This is a genomic window from Pontibacter aquaedesilientis, assembly GCF_014773225.1.
GTDB classification, from domain to species: Bacteria; Bacteroidota; Bacteroidia; order Cytophagales; family Hymenobacteraceae; genus Pontibacter; species Pontibacter aquaedesilientis.
Window position 1 is genome coordinate 274,221 of the sequence record NZ_JACXAJ010000002.1, and the last position, 16,168, is coordinate 290,388.

Sequence of the window (16,168 nt, forward strand, 5' to 3'; positions counted from 1 at the left end):
GCATAATCCATTTCAAGAAATCGCTGTTAGATTAAGTAGAATTGAGAATTGCCTTAATACACTTAAGGAGAAAACCAATTCATTATTACCACCCTCCAACTCGGAATTACCCGATACTTGTAACTTTATTCAAGCGCTCCAATATTTGAATGAAAGAGGTTACATCATCAGCAAATCCAAATTCTATAAGCTCACAGCTTCCGAGAGCATTCCGCACAAGCGCTTTGGCAATCGGTTGGTTTTTTCCCATGCGGAACTACTGAAGTGGGTAGAGCTCCAAACTGTGCAGAAGAATACCTGCCGTGAAGCAACCCTCCAGTTATCCAAGAGTGCCAATAGAAAGAAAGGAGGTCGCAATGGCTAATTCCGAAATAGTTAGAATGATGAAAGCGTTTAATGTCAGCCAGGAGGAAATCGACCGACATGAGAAGTCTGTAAAATCAAAGGTGCTTCTTTTGCGAATGCTGGATGAAGCAATAATAAACTTGCATGAAGACCTGCCATATCCGAAGAAATGCCTTGAGATGGTAGAGGATGATGGCGAGTCCTTTACACTAGGGACGCTCGGTAATTTCTCGTTAATCATTGGCAAAGCTAAAAGCAGGAAGTCCTTTTTAGTAGGAGTGGTTTTGGCGGCAGCCTTAGGTAAGCAACTGGCAGAATTTAAGCTGACGAACCACTTGCCGCCTGATAAAAGAGTAGTACTGCACTTCGATACAGAACAGGGAGCGCACCATGTGCAACAAGCTGCTAAGCGAGTATTGAGCCTGATAGGAGTGAAGAGTGCAGCTAATCTGCGTCCCTATTGTCTACGGAAATATACTCCCAGGGAGCGGTTAGAGATGATTGAGCATGCTATTCGCAATACACCTAACGTAGGGTTTGTAGTCATAGATGGAATCCGTGACTTGGTCACTTCTATTAATGATGAAGAAGAAGCCACAATGCTGGCAAGTAAACTGCTTAAATGGACAGAGGAGCTAAACATACATATAGTATGTGTGCTGCATCAGAATAAAGGCGACAATAATGCAAGGGGGCACCTTGGTACCGAGCTTCAAAATAAAGCGGAAAGTGTAATTTCTGTTACTAAGGATTCTAACAATAGAGATGTATCCATAGTTGCTCCTGAATTTTGCCGTGACAAAGAGTTTACGCCTTTTGCTTTCGAAATTGATGATGCTGGGTTACCAAAACTTGTTAATAACTGGAAGCAGAAGCAGGAGAGTAGAAGTAGTAGGATTACCTCACCAGCAGAGGTGCCTTCAGATGTTCATGATAAGGTGTTGTCTGAAGTTTTTGCTGAACAGGACACTTATAACTATACTTCCCTTTTCAAGGCAATAAAAAGCGCTTTAAGAAATCAAAAGATAAATATTGGGGATAATACCGCAAAAGACTTTGTAGCTTACTATCAAGAAAAAGGGAGTGTAGTTAAAGAAGGTAAGAGCGGAAGCAGAGCATCATTTTACAAGTTGGTTAAGTCACCAGTTTAATAACCAGTTTAGTGCCTACTATATATAGGCACATAAACTGGTAAACTGGTTGAGTAACCGATTTAATAAACTTGTTTAAACTGGTAAATTGGTTTTGTAAGTTAATTACTGGAAGTAACTCTGTTATACAAGTGAGGTGTTTAGAGAATTACGTTTTCCATTCCGTTATTGCTAAGAAGTCGGAATTTTCCATGTGGTATTGTAATAACTTTTTAGCCGTTTTTTCATCGAATAAAAAAGGATACTAATGATACTGTAATAAACCCTTTTAAGTATCCTATAAAATGTGAGAGTTAAAGATCATTATACCCTTTTCCTGTTTAAACTTCTCTGCAGCTTCCTTGCTTTCAAACTTTAAAGCATGTTTTACCTTGTTGGTATTCGGGGTGTAAGTTTTTGAAATATGATGTGCATAGGCACCATGCAAATAAAACGGGTTGCCATCAACAATCGTCTGTAAAACCCACTTCCCGCTATACTTCTCCATATAGTCTTTGGAACCGATGTAACTATTGATCCTGTCTCTGTAGGTATTCCTGCTGTTCATGTTTCTGTAGAGTTTGGTGTAAATGGATATAACGCATCATTAAAGGTGAAGAGTTACTATAAGTACGTTGCCAACACCGCCTACTGCAATAAATAGGGGTACCCGTACCCCCTTGAAAATCGTTTTCCCACCCCCCCCCCCCCATTACATATACAGTCCAAGGCAAACAGCCTTTTATATTTTTTTTCTAAATTTTTTTCAAACATCAATTTATTGGTTTTTAAGATATTACTGTACAAATGTAAAAATAGTAGACTGATTACTGAAAAATAAAATTTGGCAGATATAGATTAATGCTATATGTTTGTAGAGTGATTACTGAATAAAATAATATGAAAGTGCTACTGAAAGAACTTGTCGCTATACAAACTGGGGTATATGCTAAGACAGCACCAAGTGGTAACGCTACTTACCTGCAAGCCAGTATGTTCGACGCCTTTGGGAAACTGCAGGTGGGTATAGTGCCTAATGTAGTGATTGAGGGTGGTCTAAGCAGGCACCTGTTATCAGAAAGTGATGTGCTATTTGTAGCTAAGGGTGCCAATAATTTTGCTGTAGAGTACGATGCTGTCATGGGGCAGGCTATCGCATCATCCATATTTTTAATCTTGAAGCCTATGAAGAAAAGCGTTCAACAAGTATTGCCAGCCTACCTGGCTTGGTACCTGAACCACCCAATTACCCAAACTCAATTGAAGCACCAAGCAAGGGGTTCTTCAATACCATCTATTTCTAAGAAGACGCTGGAAGAGCTGGAGATTCCCTTGCCAAGCTTAGAGCGGCAGCAGCAGGTGCTTAGGATTCAGCAATTAAGGAATAAGGAAAAGCAGATTATACAGCGGCTGGAAGTGCTGCGAGAGCAACAAATACAAAGTCAACTATTATTAGCGGTGCAACAATAATATTAATTTATATAATGGGAAAGAAAATTACACAGCAAGAGATAAATAACATTGTTTGGAAGGCATGCGACACCTTTAGGGGCGTGATTGACCCAAGCCAGTACAAAGATTACATCCTAACCATGCTTTTTCTGAAGTATGTGAGCGATGTGCATAAAGACAAGTTTAGCAAGTATTTAGAGAAATATGATGGGGATAAAGAGCGTGCCGAGCGTGCTATGCGCCACGAGCGCTTTGTGGTACCGGAGCATTGCACCTTCGACCACTTGTATGAGAATCGTAATGAGAGCAACATTGGTGAGCTGATAAACATTGCCCTAAATGACTTGGAAGAAGCCAACCGTGAGAAGCTGGGTGGTGAGGATGGTTCGGGCATATTCCGAAATATCGACTTTAACTCCAGCAACCTGGGTGATGCCAAAGATAAAAAAACACGCCTTAAAAACCTGCTAACCGACTTCAGCAATTCGAAGTTAGACCTGCGCCCTTCGCACCTTGCCGGTAACGATATTATCGGAGATGCATACGAGTTCCTTATCTCACATTTTGCCTCTGATGCTGGCAAGAAAGCTGGAGAGTTTTACACACCAAGCGAGGTTTCTACGCTACTTGCCAAGCTAACCAAATCGGCACCGGGGGCACGTATTGCTGATATTACCTGTGGCTCCGGCTCGCTGCTGATAAAGGCAGGCCGTGAGGTAGGCTCTGATAACTTCTCGCTTTATGGGCAGGAGGCCAACGGCAGCACTTGGGCTTTAGCTGTGATGAACATGTTCTTGCACGGTTTTGATAATGCTACGGTACGTTGGGGCGATTCTATCCGAAACCCAAAACTGAAGGAGGGTGATGCCTTGATGAAGTTTGATACAGTAGTAGGTAACCCACCTTTCTCGCTGGATAAGTGGGGTGCTGATGAAGCCGCTGCTGACCCGCATAACCGCTTTTGGCGTGGGGTGCCTCCGATAAGTAAAGGCGACTGGGCTTTTATCTCACACATGATCGAAACCACTTACGAGGGCAAGGGCAAGGTTGGTGTTGTAGTGCCGCATGGCGTGCTTTTCCGTGGCTCCTCTGAGGGGAAGATACGCCAAAAGGCCATTGAAGAGAATTTACTGGAAGTGGTGATTGGACTGCCTGCTAATCTCTTCTTCGGTACGGGCATACCGGCTGCCATACTCATCTTTAACCGTGGTAAGGGTGCTAACAAAAATGTGTTGTTTATAGATGCTAGCCAGCGCTACGAGGCAGGCAAAAACCAGAACAAACTGCGTGAGCAGGACATCAACGATATTGTGGATACTTACCGTCGCTTTAACGGTGGAGAATTAGAGGCCGGTGTAGTAGAGGAGAAGTTTGCCTATGTAGCCACCTTTGACGAGGTGAAAGAGAATGAATATAACTTGAACATCCCACGCTACGTGGACACCTTTGAAGAGGAGGATGCCATAGACATACAAGCCGTGCAGCAGGAGATTGATACGCTGGAAGACGAGCTGGCAGCGGTACAGCAAGAAATGAAAAGCTATTTGGAAGAATTAAGCCTATAAGCTATGCAGACAAGTTTAGAGTTAAATAAAGTTCAAGGGCATAATCAAGTTATGAAGCTTAATTCTCCAAGTGACTGGTGTGAAGAGGAGTTAGGTAAAGCTGTTAAGAAAAAGATTAGATATGGAATTGTGCAGACTGGTGAAAACTTAGAAGAGGGTGTTCCATGTCTAAGAGTAATTGATTTGGAATATGGTATTATAGATAAATCTAAACTAATTAAAACTTCGGTTAAAATAAGCCAACAATACAGAGACTGTATTCTAGAAGTCGGCGATATCGTATTTGCGCTTAGAGGTGAAATTGGTAAAGTAATACTTATAGATGAAAACCTTGCAGGTATAAATATTACTAGAGGCGTTGCTCGGATAAGTGCTAAGTCAGAAATTGATTCAAATTATCTTTATTACCAGCTTCAATCACCTAGTGTAAAAAGTAAAATAGCGCTACAGGTCAATGGTACTTCCCTTAAAGAGATTCCTATAAATGGATTGAAGAAAGTGGTTATATCTTCTCCTAAATTCCTCCAAGAGCAACGCGCCATAGCCGCTATACTTTCTACTTGGGACAAAGGCATTGAGAAACTGCAGCAGTTGATAACTGCCAAGCAAAAGCGCAAGAAATCCCTCATGCAACAGCTTCTTACTGGTAAAAAGCGGTTTAAGGAGTTCACAAGTGAATGGCAGGAAGTAAAGTATGGAGATATACTGAAGAAAGTTTCACGTCCTGTGATTTGGGATGACGAAGAGTTATTTAACCTTATTAGTGTAAGAAGAAGGTCAGGAGGGTTATTCCATCGCGAAAGTCTATATGGGTACCAAATTTTAACGAAAAGCCTTTTTACTGCTAAAGCAGGAGATTTTCTTATCTCCAAAATGCAGATTCTTCATGGTGCTTCAGGACTCACAACAGAAGAATTTGATGGAATGAAAATATCGGGTTCATATATCTCTGTTGTTGCGAAAAACCCTGAACAACTTGATATGGAGTTCTTTAGCTGGCTGTCCAAGTTGCCATACTTCTATCATCAGACTTATATAGCGAGTTGTGGTGTGCACATAGAGAAGATGACTTTTGACTTTAAGACATTCTTAAAGCTATCAACCCATTTGCCGTCTACTGAAGAGCAAAGGAAGATTGTAAACGTTCTAAATGCTTCCGATAAAGAAATAGAAACTCTGCAGCAAAAGCTTAGCGCCCTGAAGCAACAGAAGAAAGGTTTGATGCAAAAGCTCTTGACGGGCCAAGTGCGGGTAAAAAGGAAATTATAGAAGTATGAATATAGAGGTGTACTGTGATGAAAGTGGATTAGAGGCTTTGGCTAATAAGACTGCACATAAATATGTTGGCATAGGCGGTATATGGATTCCTGCGGATAAACGTGCAACTTTCAAGGAACAGCTAAATAGAATTAAAGCTGCACATAACATTCATAGTGAAATCAAATGGAAGAAGGTATCTCCAAAGTACATAGATTTTTACATAAACCTTATTGATTACTTTTTTGCATTAGATTTTCTGAGATTCAGAGTCATCTTAATTGAAGCTCAGAAGGTCGATAATTGCTCCTATAATGACTCTGATAATGAGCTAAGCTTTTACAAGTTTTATTATCAGCTCCTGCACCACTGGATATTCGACTATAACCAGTACGACATTTTTTTAGACCTCAAAGTAAATCGGAACAAGGGCAGGCTTAATGAACTTCATAGAGTGTTAAGTAATGCCAACCTTTTTTCCAAAATAAAGCAGGTGCAGGGCTTGCCGTCGGAGCAATCAGCAGGAATCCAATTGGCAGACTTTTTTACAGGGCTTGTGACTTCAAAGATGAACAATGAGGTAAGTGAATCAGCTAAGTTCAAGCTTATCAAGTATGTTGAAAAAGAGTATTTGAGAAAAGAGATAAACCACACTTCTTATACCGAAGAAAAGTTCAACATCTTCAAGATAAACTTAAGAGGGGAGTGGTGATGGCATACAAAAAGATCAAAGCCCATAAGATGTCGGAGGCACAGCTTCGACAATTATGGAAACAGACTTATTGCTGCGCCTCACTGCCTATTCATACCTTAGATGGTGTGCAAGTAAAATTCTACGAAGATATGTTCGACCACGCATTTTATGAAAGCGATAAATGGAAAGAGAAGGACAAAAGCATTTTGTCGCTAAATAGGTGTGAAAAAATGCTGTGGATAAAAGAAGCATTAGAGGATGCAACGGCAGCTTTAAAGCAAGGTTGGGACAAGAAGACGAAAAGCTATAGTAATAACCGAAGAGTCGCCTTAGTAAAAGGCAACTATGTTGTTATTATTATGTTCGTGAAAAGAAGGATTGCAAGGTTTGTTACAGCTTACGAAATTGATGTAGATGACAACCTTGGTAAGTTTAAAGATGGGCCAGACTGGGCAGGCCACAATGATTGGTTATAAATAAAAAAGAACGCTGTTTACTGGTACAGCGTTCGAAACCTTTGCAATTCCCATACTCAAGGTAAAGGCCAGTACAAAAGTACTACTTGTATTTGATTAACGCAAATTGTTTGCCAAAAGTTTATTATCCAATGGAAACTCCCTCTTTTCTCGAAGACCACATCAGTCAAATACCTGCGCTACAGTTTCTGCAGAAAGTAGGCTATACCTACCTGACACAGGAAGAAGCGTTGCAACTGCGAGGTGGCAAAACCACGGCGGTATTACTGGAGTGCGTGCTACGTGAGCATTTGGAGCGCATCAACAGCATTACCTACAAAGGTGAGAGCTATGATTTTGTAGACAGCAACCTCAAGGCAGGTATACAGGCCCTTAAAGATGTGCCAATGCAGGATGGGTATATGGCAGCCTGTGAGCATGTGTATAACCTGCTTACGCTGGGAAAGGCCTTGGAGCAAAGTATCGAGGGAAACAAAAAGAGCTATACTCTGCAGTACATCAATTGGCAGGACTGGAGTAAAAACGTGTTTCACGTTACAGAAGAGTACAGCGTCATGCGGGCTGCCAGTCAGGACCATTACCGTCCTGATGTTGTATTGTTTGTAAATGGTATACCGCTTTGTGTTATCGAGTGCAAGCGCTCCGATATGAAAGACCCGCTGGAGCAGGCTATTTCTCAGCACCTGCGCAATCAGCAGGAAGACGGCATACGCTCTCTTTATGTGTATGCACAGCTCTGCCTTAGTATTGCTACCAACCAAGCGGCCTATGCCACCAATGCCACACCGCCCAAGTTTTGGGCACAGTGGGAAGAGAAGCCAGCGGGTAGAACCAAACAGGAGAAAGAAACCTCTCTGTTAGCATACAAGCAAGAGCTGCAAGTTTTGAAGAATCAGCCGCTGCAGCCTGAACAGCACAAACACTTGTTTAGCGGGCGCTATGCCTATGTAAGACATCATTTCGAAGCGTTGGAGAAAGATGAGGTACGATTTACCAAACAGGATGAATTGTTATATGGGTTGTGCAGTCCGCAGCGGCTGTTAGACTTAATTTATAGCTTTATCGTGTTTGATGGGGGTATCAAGAAAGTTGCCCGATATCAGCAGTACTTTGCCATTAATAAAATCAGCAAGCGTGTGCACCACATTCAAGGCGGTAAGCGCCAAGGGGGTGTTATTTGGCACACACAGGGTAGCGGCAAATCCCTTACCATGGTGATGTTGGCGCAAGCCATCGCCATGGACAAGAGCATTACCAACCCTAAGATTGTACTTGTAACAGACCGTACTGACCTTGATGACCAAATCAGCACCACTTTTAAGAAGTGTGATATGCTGGTAGAGCGGGCCAAGACAGGAAAGGACCTGGCAGAGAAGCTACAGAGTAAGAGTGATGCTGTAGTTACGACCATCATCAACAAGTTTGAAAAGGCAGTCAACAACATAAAGCAGCCGCTCACTTCACCTAACATCTTTGTGCTGATCGATGAAGGCCACCGCACCCAGTACGGCACCTTTAACGTGAAAATGACGCAGGCCCTACCAAACGCCTGTTTCATTGCCTTTACCGGTACGCCTTTGATGAAAAAGGAAAAGAGCACCGCTTCCAAATTTGGCGGTATCATAGACGAGTACCCGGTAACCAAGGCAGTAGAAGATGGTGCTGTAGTGCCTATTCTGTATGAAGGCCGTCATGCTTTTCAGCAGGTAAGCGCCAACGCAATCGACAATTACTTCCAAATGGTATCGGAGTCCCTTACCGATTACCAAAAGGCTGACCTAAAGAAGAAATTCAGCCGTGCCGACCAGCTGAACCAGGCTGAGCAGAAAATGTACGCCATTGCCTGGGACATCAGCCGCCATTACCGCGACAACTGGCAGAGTAAAGGCGAAAAGGGGCAATTCAAAGCACAGATGGTTTGCCCTAATAAAGTCGCTGCCATCAAATACAAAGAATACCTGGATGAAATAGGCTTGGTAAGCTGTGAACTGGTTATATCAGGACCCGACGAAAGAGAGGGTGAAGACAGCGCTTTTGGCAAGTCAGAGGACAAGGTAAAGCAGTTTTGGGCCAAGATGATGAACGAGCACGGCACCAAGGAAAAGTACGAGCAAAACATCATCAGCCGCTACAAGCACCAGGAAGAGCCCGAGATTATCATAGTAGTCGATAAGCTCCTGACAGGCTTTGACGCGCCTAAAAATACGGTGCTCTACATCACACGAAACCTGAAAGAGCATAAGTTACTGCAGGCTATTGCAAGGGTAAACCGTCTATACCCAGGTAAAGATTTCGGCTATGTAATAGACTACTATGGCATATTGGGTCAATTAGACGAAGCGCTCAACACCTATTCAGGCTTAGAAGGCTTTGATGAAGATGAACTGGCAGGCACCCTTACCAACATCATTGAGGAGGTAAAGAAGTTGCCACAGCGCCACTCCGAGCTATGGGATATCTTTAAGGAAGTGCCGAATAAGCGAGATGCTGAAGCCTATGAAGAGTTGCTGCGAGATGAAGCCCTACGCTCTACTTTTTACGATAAGCTTTCCATTTACGCCCGTACCTTAAAAATAGCGCTTTCATCGCTGGAGTTTGTAACCAAAACAGACCCGAAAGAAGTTGACCGATACAAAGAAGACGCCGCTTTCTTCCTAAAGCTTCGAGCCTCCGTAACCCAGCGCTATTCTGATACAATCGATTTCAAGCAATACGAGGGGCAAATTCAGAAGCTTATCGATAAGCATATTCAAACAGATAGGGTTGAGACAGTAGTAGAACTGGTCAACATCTTTGACAAAGATAAATTTGAACTGGAAGTAGAAAAGGCCATCGGAGATGCCGCCAAAGCAGACCGCATTGCTTCACGTACAGCCAAGCACATTGCCGAGAAGATGGAAGAAGACCCCGCTTTCTACAAGAAATTCTCGGAGATGCTGAAAGAGACGATAAAGGAGTACGAAGAGAAGCGTATTTCAGAAGCCGAATACCTGAAGCGGGCCAAAGAGATGATGGACGCAGTGCTGTCCCATACTGATAATGAAATACCTGCACCGCTCCAGCACAAAGAAATTGCAAGAGCCTATTTTGGCCTCTGTCAGGAGTCTTTGTCTGAAAAGATAGAAGAGCAGGCGAAGCGGCAGGAAGTTTCTGTTGCCACCGCCCTTGCCATTGATGCCATCATGAATGAAACCATCCTGGACCAGGGGCACCCCAAAATTGACTGGCACAAGAACAAAGACTTGTTAGGCAAACTCAATATTGATATTGGGGATTACCTGATTGACGAGGTACGGGATAAACATAAGGTGCCCCTTTCATTTGGTGAGATGGACGCCATTGCAGAGAAGTGTATTGAGGTAGCAAAGATTAGGTATAAATGATTCAAGATAGCATACAGTTTGGCTCTAAAACTATTGATTTTAAGCTTGTTTACAGTGCCCGTAAAAGTTTAGGTATATCCGTTACCCCAAACATGGAAGTGCTTGTAAAAGCCCCCGCAGATGCCCCAATCGATAAGATAAAGCAAAAGCTACGGGACAAGGCACCTTGGATTTTAAAGCAGCAAAGCTTCTTCCTAACCTTTCACCCAAAGACGGCACCTAAGAAGTATATGAGCGGTGAAACACACCTATACTTAGGCAGGCAATACAGATTGAAAGTGATAGAGGGGACCTTAAATGTGGTAAAGCTGAAAGGCCGCTTTATTGAGGTAACCTGCACAGAAAAGGGTAGGGCAGAAGAGCTTCTGAAGAAGTGGTACCTGGAGCATGCCCGTGTACGGTTTAAGCAATATGCCGCTCCATGGATTGAGCGTTTCAAGCTTTATAATGTAGAGCCCTCCAGTATAGTTTTAAGGGAGATGCCCACCCGTTGGGGCAGCTGCACACCTAAAGGTAAAATTATTTTGAATCCCGAGCTTATCAAGGCGCCCAAAGGCTGTATTGAGTATGTGATAGTGCACGAGCTTTGCCACTTAGTGCACCATGACCATACGCAGAAATTCTTTGACCTGCAGGAAAAAGAAATGCCCGGCTGGGAGAAGTGGAAGATGCGGCTGGAGGTGTTGTTAGCGTAGGTGTTAAGGGGGCGAATAATAATGTTAAAGCCACATGTAACAGTGTGTTTTCATTATTACATGTGGCTATTTAAAAACTGACTCTGTTACTGAAAAAGTATTGAGATGGTTTGTGATGGATTATTTGCCGTTAGTACTCTTTATAATCTCAATGATTTTATTAGGGGATTCTGCTTCTGCATCAGCTCCCATATAACCTGTGTGCTGGCTTGAGAAAATTGAATGGGTTGCTTCTAACAAAATAGCATTCTTTGTTTGTTGGTCTGTGGCAGCATTCGTAAATGATTGGAAAGTAGCTAAAGCATTATGTCTATGTTTATTAACTACATGATTATGCCGATGTGCTTTATAGTTTCTTGCACAAATAGATAGTAAGTAAAATAGAGTGCTAATTATCAATATCTTATTAAAGATATATTGAGCTAATTCATATTTGAAAGCTTCTGATTTTGCAGCTTCAACATTAATTGAGTTTTCATTAGATATGACCTCTTTTAGTAGCAGGTTATAGTCAGGTTTAACAGCAAACTCCATTAAGTAAATTATATACCCAACTGCAGCTATAATTATTAGTAGTAAAGCTCCAAACCAAATCCATGATTGTTTATTATGGTGTTTAGCTTCTCTTTCGAATATGTCATAATGCTTAGCCACACCTGCCTCCAGTGCTGTTCTTCTTGCTGCATCTGTAGCTTGTTTAGCCTTAGTGACTTCTTCTTTCATTTCTGCTTGAAAAGTCTTTCTATCCTGCTCAAAGATTCTTTTAATACCTTCGGCCTCAGCATTAGCATTTTTGTGAAGCCCCTCTAAAAGAGCTTTAAGCTCTGATATCTGCTTCTTAAAATCAGGTGCATTAGCTAAGCTGGAGAGAGTTACAATCACTATGCTCTTTAGCTCTGACTCTATTGCTTCAAGCAATTTGAGTATATGACGAGTATTGTCATTGTTGCTCAAAATAACTCCATCAGTGGATAATTGCTGATAAGCGTCATTAACCGGAGGGCTCTCTAAAATAGAAAGCAGTTGTCTGATATTATCATCTAATTGAGTTCCTGAATCTTGTTCTATAAAATGTCTTATTTCATAGAAGGATGCATATACTTGGTTAAGTTTTAAGTTTAAGTTCTCTAAAACCTTTCGAGGTTGTAAAATGAGCGCTTGTTCATTTATAGAATCAGCTAATGTATGAATAGTATTAAACTGGTCTCTAACTTCTTGCTTTCTAAGGAAAGAAGCAGTGTGCCCAGCGTTTTTTATTTTATTAGATGTAGTCCTAATCTTTCCTAACGCTTGTAATTTTATTTGAATTTTAGAAGCGAGTTCTTCCTGCTGCAGTGTTTCTTCTAAATAGTCCTTTGTTTTTGACATATGATTAATTGTAAGTACAACAATAGCAATGGATGAATTTCTATCTATTCTATTAGCATAGATGTAATAAATATAGATGTAATAAATAAAGAGTTAAGCAAGAAAGTGTAAGGGCGTGTAATACTTTACTTGTGTGCAAATTGTGTGCACAAAAAAAGGCACTTACGAATTTTATTTCATAAGTGCCTGATTATCAGTGGAGAATATCGGAGTCGAACCGATGACCTCTTGCATGCCATGCAAGCGCTCTAGCCAGCTGAGCTAATCCCCCAAAATGTTTGAACGAACGGAGTAAAATTGCTGACCTTCCCGAAAGCCTTCGGGACGCTATAGCCAGCTGAGTTAATCCCCCGTTTGAGTGTCACAAAATTAGAACAAATTTTGAATATGCAAAAACTGAGACGCTATAATTTGCAAATAAAAAAGGCGGGACATTTGTCCCGCCTTTTTTTGTAATGAGAAATAAAGTCTACTAGAAGCTGTAGCGAAGACCAAGCTGAAGTCTCCATGTGCTGCTTGTAGTGATTACATCCTCGAAAGGTTCAGTTACCAGTTCGCCGTTACGGTTCTGGAAGTTGTAAACTGGAGTGTTCTCACCATCAAATCTCTTGAATGTTAATGGGTTTGCAGTTACAAAACGCTTCTCGATACCCCAATCCTTGTTGATCATGTTTGGCAGGTTCAGAACGTCAGCACTGAACTGTAGTGTGTGCTTCGTGTTGTTCTTGCCAGTAGTGATGTAGAAGTCCTGCAGGAAACGAGCATCCATTCTGTTGTACCATGGAAGCAGGGCACCACTACGCTCTGCATACTGGCCTCTGTTTTTGCTCAGGTATGGAGAGTTGTTGATGAACTGCTCGAAAGCTTCTTTCTGCTCATCTGAAGAGAAAGTTTTATCCTGGCCGTTGATCTTAACAGTGTAAGCGTCAAATCTCATCTCAGAACGATCGCTTGGGATGTACATCAGGTCAGAAGAGCTATTACCGTCAGCGTTCAGGTCACCGTTGATGATGAAGCTGTAATTGCCTTGGTTCGCACCTTCGAAGAATACTGAAAGAGTAGAAGCGAAGTAGTTCAGGTATGACTTCTTGTAAGATAGGTTAGCTACTACACGGTGAGGTATAGCAAAAGACTGGTAACCTAGTTCCTGATCATTGGCAGTACCAACATTAGGGTTTTGTGACCATACAGAACCAGCCTGTGAGCCTGGGTTTGCCGTGATACCTTTCGCCTGAGTATAGTTATAAGCAACAGAGCCATAGAAACCGTTAGCAAAAGACTTGCTCAACTGGGCAGTTAAAGCAGTAGAATAACCTTTGTTCGTGTTTTCTAACACAATAGCTGTGTTTACACCTGGGTTAAGTCTTCTGTCATCGTTATTCAACTTCTTGTCATTGTTTCTGTCAACATAACGATCTCTGATGTTACCACCTTCAGTGAAAGTACCGTTTGGCTCAAAGAGGTTAGCGTTACGCATTTTAATGCCGTTAAGCTCTTTAGTATACATACCTTCAACAGTTAAAGTGAAGCCGTTACCAAGATCTTTATCAGCAGCAAGATTTGATCTGAATACCTGTGGGAACTGGAAGTCTTCATTCATGAACACCAAGTTTGGTGGAACTGAAGTACCTGCTGTTCTAGGGAACAATGAAGCATAAGTGCTTGGGTCGGCATTCAATCTGATGTTGGCCAAAACGGCAGGGTCTGTTACACCGGCACCGAACTGGTACATACCAGAGTTTGTAGGCATGTTAGTCAACCAAACAAATGGGAAACGACCAGTAAACAGGCCAGTACCACCACGAACGATCAGTGAGTTGTCGTTGCTTACATCCCAACGGAAGCCTACTCTTGGAGAAAGCAAGATCTTGCTCTTTGCCCAAGAACCAGTAGTGTAATTTGTCAGGTTGCCGTCTTCGTCGAAGAACTGTAGCTTCTCTACAGCAGGGTTTGCGATTGGGTCTTCATGATAGATAGACTTGTCAGCACGAAGGCCTGCAGTGATCGTAAGACCATTGTTTACCTGAATTTCGTCCTGAACGTATAGGCCAAGCTGGCCAACTTTCAGTTCTGCAGAGTATACTGCGTCCTGACCTGGTACCAGTGAGTAGGTATAGGCATAGTAAGCAGGAGCTCTGTCATTGAGGAAGTCATCAAGGGAGTTGAATGCATAGTAGCCGTTAGAAGCTGCCATGAACATGTTACCTACCTTCTGGTACTCATAGTTAACACCAGCTGTGAATGTATGCTTGCCAGCGTAGTAAGAGAAGTTGTTGGTAATGCTGTACACATCGTTAATCACATCGTTATTGTATGTGAATGGGTCCATACCAGCGTGGATGTAGTTGTTGCCTTTGCCATCGAAGATATCGATAGTTGGGAACAAGCCACCAGGGTAGTCGCGTGTTGTCTGGATCTTACTTACTGTAGCCAGGAACTGGTTAGACATTCTGCCACCGAAGTTACTGTTCAATTCAGCAGTACCAGTCTTCACTACGTCTCTGAAGATATACTTAGAGTTTTCGTAACCCATGGCATTGTTGCCGAAACGGGAGAATGGCAAACGGCTCAAAGTACCTGTACGACCCGCTACCGAGAAACCACCACCATTAGGAATACTGGTTGAGTTTACAATCTGGTCGTTTGTGTTCGTGAAATCAGTGTACTTTATTGTCAGCTTGTGGATCTGGTTAATGTTCCAGTCGATTTTAGCAAGGAGCTTACGGTTATCATTCGCGAAGTTCGGGAAGTTGTCGTAACCACCTGTGTTATAACCAAATTTGGTTCTCAGGTAATCCGAAACAGCCTGCAGGTCAGCAACTGGCGTTGTAGAAACTGTGCCTAAGCCTGAACCGCCTGTAGGAGAGAAAGCGATACCTGGTCTGGATTCTTTCTCGATCTCACCGTTCACGAAGAAGAACAGTTTGTTTTTAAGGATTGGGCCACCAAGGCTAAAACCGTATGTGTTGCTCTGAGACTCCTGAATTGTTTCGCTGATGTCGTTGTCACCAACCTTAGAACCAATAAAGTTCTGGTCTCTGTAGAAGGTGTAGGCAGTTCCTTTGAAAGTGTTGGTACCGCTTTTTGTAACAGCATTGATACCAGCACCTGTAAAGCCAGACTGTCTTACATCGTAAGGCGCTATGTTTACAGAGATTTCGTCATAAGCGTCAAGGGAAATTGGCTGTGCACCACCGCCAGGCATTGGGCTGGTGTTAAGGCCAAAGTTGTTGTTAAGGTTAGCTCCGTCTACCTGGATGCTGTTGAAACGAGCATCACGACCACCAAAGCTGTTTCCGTTAGCCTGTGGTGTAGTACGGGTAAAGTCCTGAATACTTCTTGAGATAGTAGGAAGCGTTTCAATCTGACGGCTGCTGATGTTTGTAGCCGCACCAGTTTTGCTGGAGTTGAAAACTGATGTTCTGTCAGCGCTAACCACTACTTCTGAGAGCTCAGTACCTGACTCAGACATATCGGCATTCAACAGGTATGGCTGGCCCAGTTTCAGGTCAATGCCATTGTAAGTTTTGTTGGCGAAGCCCAGGTAGCTTACAACAATCTGGTATGGTCCACCAATACGTGCGTTTGCAATGCTGAAGCGCCCTTCAGTGTTTGTGGTAGCACCATAAGTAGTGCCAGAAGGTTGGTGTGTTGCTCTTACGGTTGCCCCGATTAAAGCTTCACCCTTTGAATCCTTAACAGATCCATTAATACTACTCGTGGTCACCTGCGCATGCATGGTAACCACGCACAGCAACATGAGAAGTGTTGATAGTAATAACTTTTTCATAAAAAGATTGATT

General features: G+C 42.5%; 12 protein-coding genes and 1 tRNA gene. 9 read left to right on the forward strand and 4 right to left on the reverse strand.

Annotated features, from left to right (window positions below; all coding sequences use genetic code 11):
* The first annotated feature begins 145 nt into the window (after positions 1-145).
* Both H9Q13_RS06170 and H9Q13_RS06175 read left to right on the forward strand, forming a co-directional pair.
* A complete protein-coding gene (locus H9Q13_RS06170; RefSeq protein ID WP_191182903.1) occupies positions 146-364 on the forward strand; it encodes a MerR family transcriptional regulator in 219 nt (72 codons plus the stop codon).
* A gap of 16 nt (positions 365-380) precedes the next feature.
* Positions 381-1,496, forward strand: coding sequence for an AAA family ATPase (locus tag H9Q13_RS06175; RefSeq protein ID WP_191182904.1), 1,116 nt, complete (start codon positions 381-383; stop codon positions 1,494-1,496).
* 277 nt (positions 1,497-1,773) lie between these two features.
* Here H9Q13_RS06175 and H9Q13_RS06180 read toward each other — a convergent pair whose 3' ends face one another.
* Positions 1,774-1,983 (reverse strand): hypothetical protein, encoded by a 210-nt coding sequence (locus H9Q13_RS06180; RefSeq protein WP_191182905.1) that lies wholly within the window; start codon positions 1,981-1,983, stop codon positions 1,774-1,776.
* A gap of 392 nt (positions 1,984-2,375) precedes the next feature.
* Between H9Q13_RS06180 and H9Q13_RS06185 the strand changes: the two genes are divergently transcribed.
* The 7 genes from H9Q13_RS06185 (at position 2,376) to H9Q13_RS06215 (ending at position 10,997) form a co-directional block, all read left to right on the forward strand.
* Positions 2,376-2,945, forward strand: coding sequence for a restriction endonuclease subunit S (locus H9Q13_RS06185; protein WP_191182906.1), 570 nt, complete (start codon positions 2,376-2,378; stop codon positions 2,943-2,945).
* 14 nt (positions 2,946-2,959) lie between these two features.
* Positions 2,960-4,492 (forward strand): type I restriction-modification system subunit M, encoded by a 1,533-nt coding sequence (locus tag H9Q13_RS06190; protein ID WP_191182907.1) that lies wholly within the window; start codon positions 2,960-2,962, stop codon positions 4,490-4,492.
* 3 nt (positions 4,493-4,495) lie between these two features.
* The gene (locus tag H9Q13_RS06195; RefSeq protein ID WP_191182908.1) at positions 4,496-5,761 is read left to right on the forward strand and encodes a restriction endonuclease subunit S; all 1,266 of its coding nucleotides are present in this window, start codon (positions 4,496-4,498) and stop codon (positions 5,759-5,761) included.
* A 4-nt stretch (positions 5,762-5,765) separates the two neighbouring features.
* A complete protein-coding gene (locus H9Q13_RS06200; protein ID WP_191182909.1) occupies positions 5,766-6,461 on the forward strand; it encodes a DUF3800 domain-containing protein in 696 nt (231 codons plus the stop codon).
* Positions 6,461-6,919, forward strand: a complete 459-nt coding sequence (locus H9Q13_RS06205) for a hypothetical protein (protein WP_191182910.1) — start codon at positions 6,461-6,463, stop codon at positions 6,917-6,919. The genes H9Q13_RS06200 and H9Q13_RS06205 overlap by 1 nt, the downstream gene beginning before the upstream one ends.
* A gap of 131 nt (positions 6,920-7,050) precedes the next feature.
* Positions 7,051-10,302 carry a type I restriction endonuclease subunit R gene (locus tag H9Q13_RS06210; RefSeq protein ID WP_191182911.1) on the forward strand — a complete coding sequence of 1,084 codons (3,252 nt, stop codon included), beginning with the start codon at positions 7,051-7,053 and terminating at the stop codon, positions 10,300-10,302.
* Positions 10,299-10,997 carry a M48 family metallopeptidase gene (locus H9Q13_RS06215; RefSeq protein WP_224744113.1) on the forward strand — a complete coding sequence of 233 codons (699 nt, stop codon included), beginning with the start codon at positions 10,299-10,301 and terminating at the stop codon, positions 10,995-10,997. The genes H9Q13_RS06210 and H9Q13_RS06215 overlap by 4 nt, the downstream gene beginning before the upstream one ends.
* 120 nt (positions 10,998-11,117) lie before the next feature.
* Here the strand turns inward: H9Q13_RS06215 and H9Q13_RS06220 are convergent, their stop codons facing one another.
* From H9Q13_RS06220 to H9Q13_RS06230, 3 genes are all read right to left on the reverse strand, one after another.
* Positions 11,118-12,365, reverse strand: a complete 1,248-nt coding sequence (locus H9Q13_RS06220) for a hypothetical protein (protein WP_191182912.1) — start codon at positions 12,363-12,365, stop codon at positions 11,118-11,120.
* Between the two features lie 197 nt (positions 12,366-12,562).
* Positions 12,563-12,636 (reverse strand) — tRNA-Ala (locus H9Q13_RS06225).
* Between the two features lie 201 nt (positions 12,637-12,837).
* Positions 12,838-16,155, reverse strand: coding sequence for a TonB-dependent receptor (locus H9Q13_RS06230; RefSeq protein WP_224744114.1), 3,318 nt, complete (start codon positions 16,153-16,155; stop codon positions 12,838-12,840).
* Between the last annotated feature and the right edge of the window lie 13 nt (positions 16,156-16,168).

Coding starts and splice junctions, on each gene's coding strand:
- H9Q13_RS06175 (WP_191182904.1), top strand. CDS start 381: ATGATGAAAGCGTTTAATGTCAGCCAGGAGGAAATCGACCGACATGAG.
- H9Q13_RS06180 (WP_191182905.1), bottom strand. CDS start 1,983: ATGGAGAAGTATAGCGGGAAGTGGGTTTTACAGACGATTGTTGATGGC.
- H9Q13_RS06185 (WP_191182906.1), top strand. CDS start 2,376: ATGAAAGTGCTACTGAAAGAACTTGTCGCTATACAAACTGGGGTATAT.
- H9Q13_RS06190 (WP_191182907.1), top strand. CDS start 2,960: ATGGGAAAGAAAATTACACAGCAAGAGATAAATAACATTGTTTGGAAG.
- H9Q13_RS06195 (WP_191182908.1), top strand. CDS start 4,496: ATGCAGACAAGTTTAGAGTTAAATAAAGTTCAAGGGCATAATCAAGTT.
- H9Q13_RS06200 (WP_191182909.1), top strand. CDS start 5,766: ATGAATATAGAGGTGTACTGTGATGAAAGTGGATTAGAGGCTTTGGCT.
- H9Q13_RS06205 (WP_191182910.1), top strand. CDS start 6,461: ATGGCATACAAAAAGATCAAAGCCCATAAGATGTCGGAGGCACAGCTT.
- H9Q13_RS06210 (WP_191182911.1), top strand. CDS start 7,051: ATGGAAACTCCCTCTTTTCTCGAAGACCACATCAGTCAAATACCTGCG.
- H9Q13_RS06215 (WP_224744113.1), top strand. CDS start 10,299: ATGATTCAAGATAGCATACAGTTTGGCTCTAAAACTATTGATTTTAAG.
- H9Q13_RS06220 (WP_191182912.1), bottom strand. CDS start 12,365: ATGTCAAAAACAAAGGACTATTTAGAAGAAACACTGCAGCAGGAAGAA.
- H9Q13_RS06230 (WP_224744114.1), bottom strand. CDS start 16,155: ATGAAAAAGTTATTACTATCAACACTTCTCATGTTGCTGTGCGTGGTT.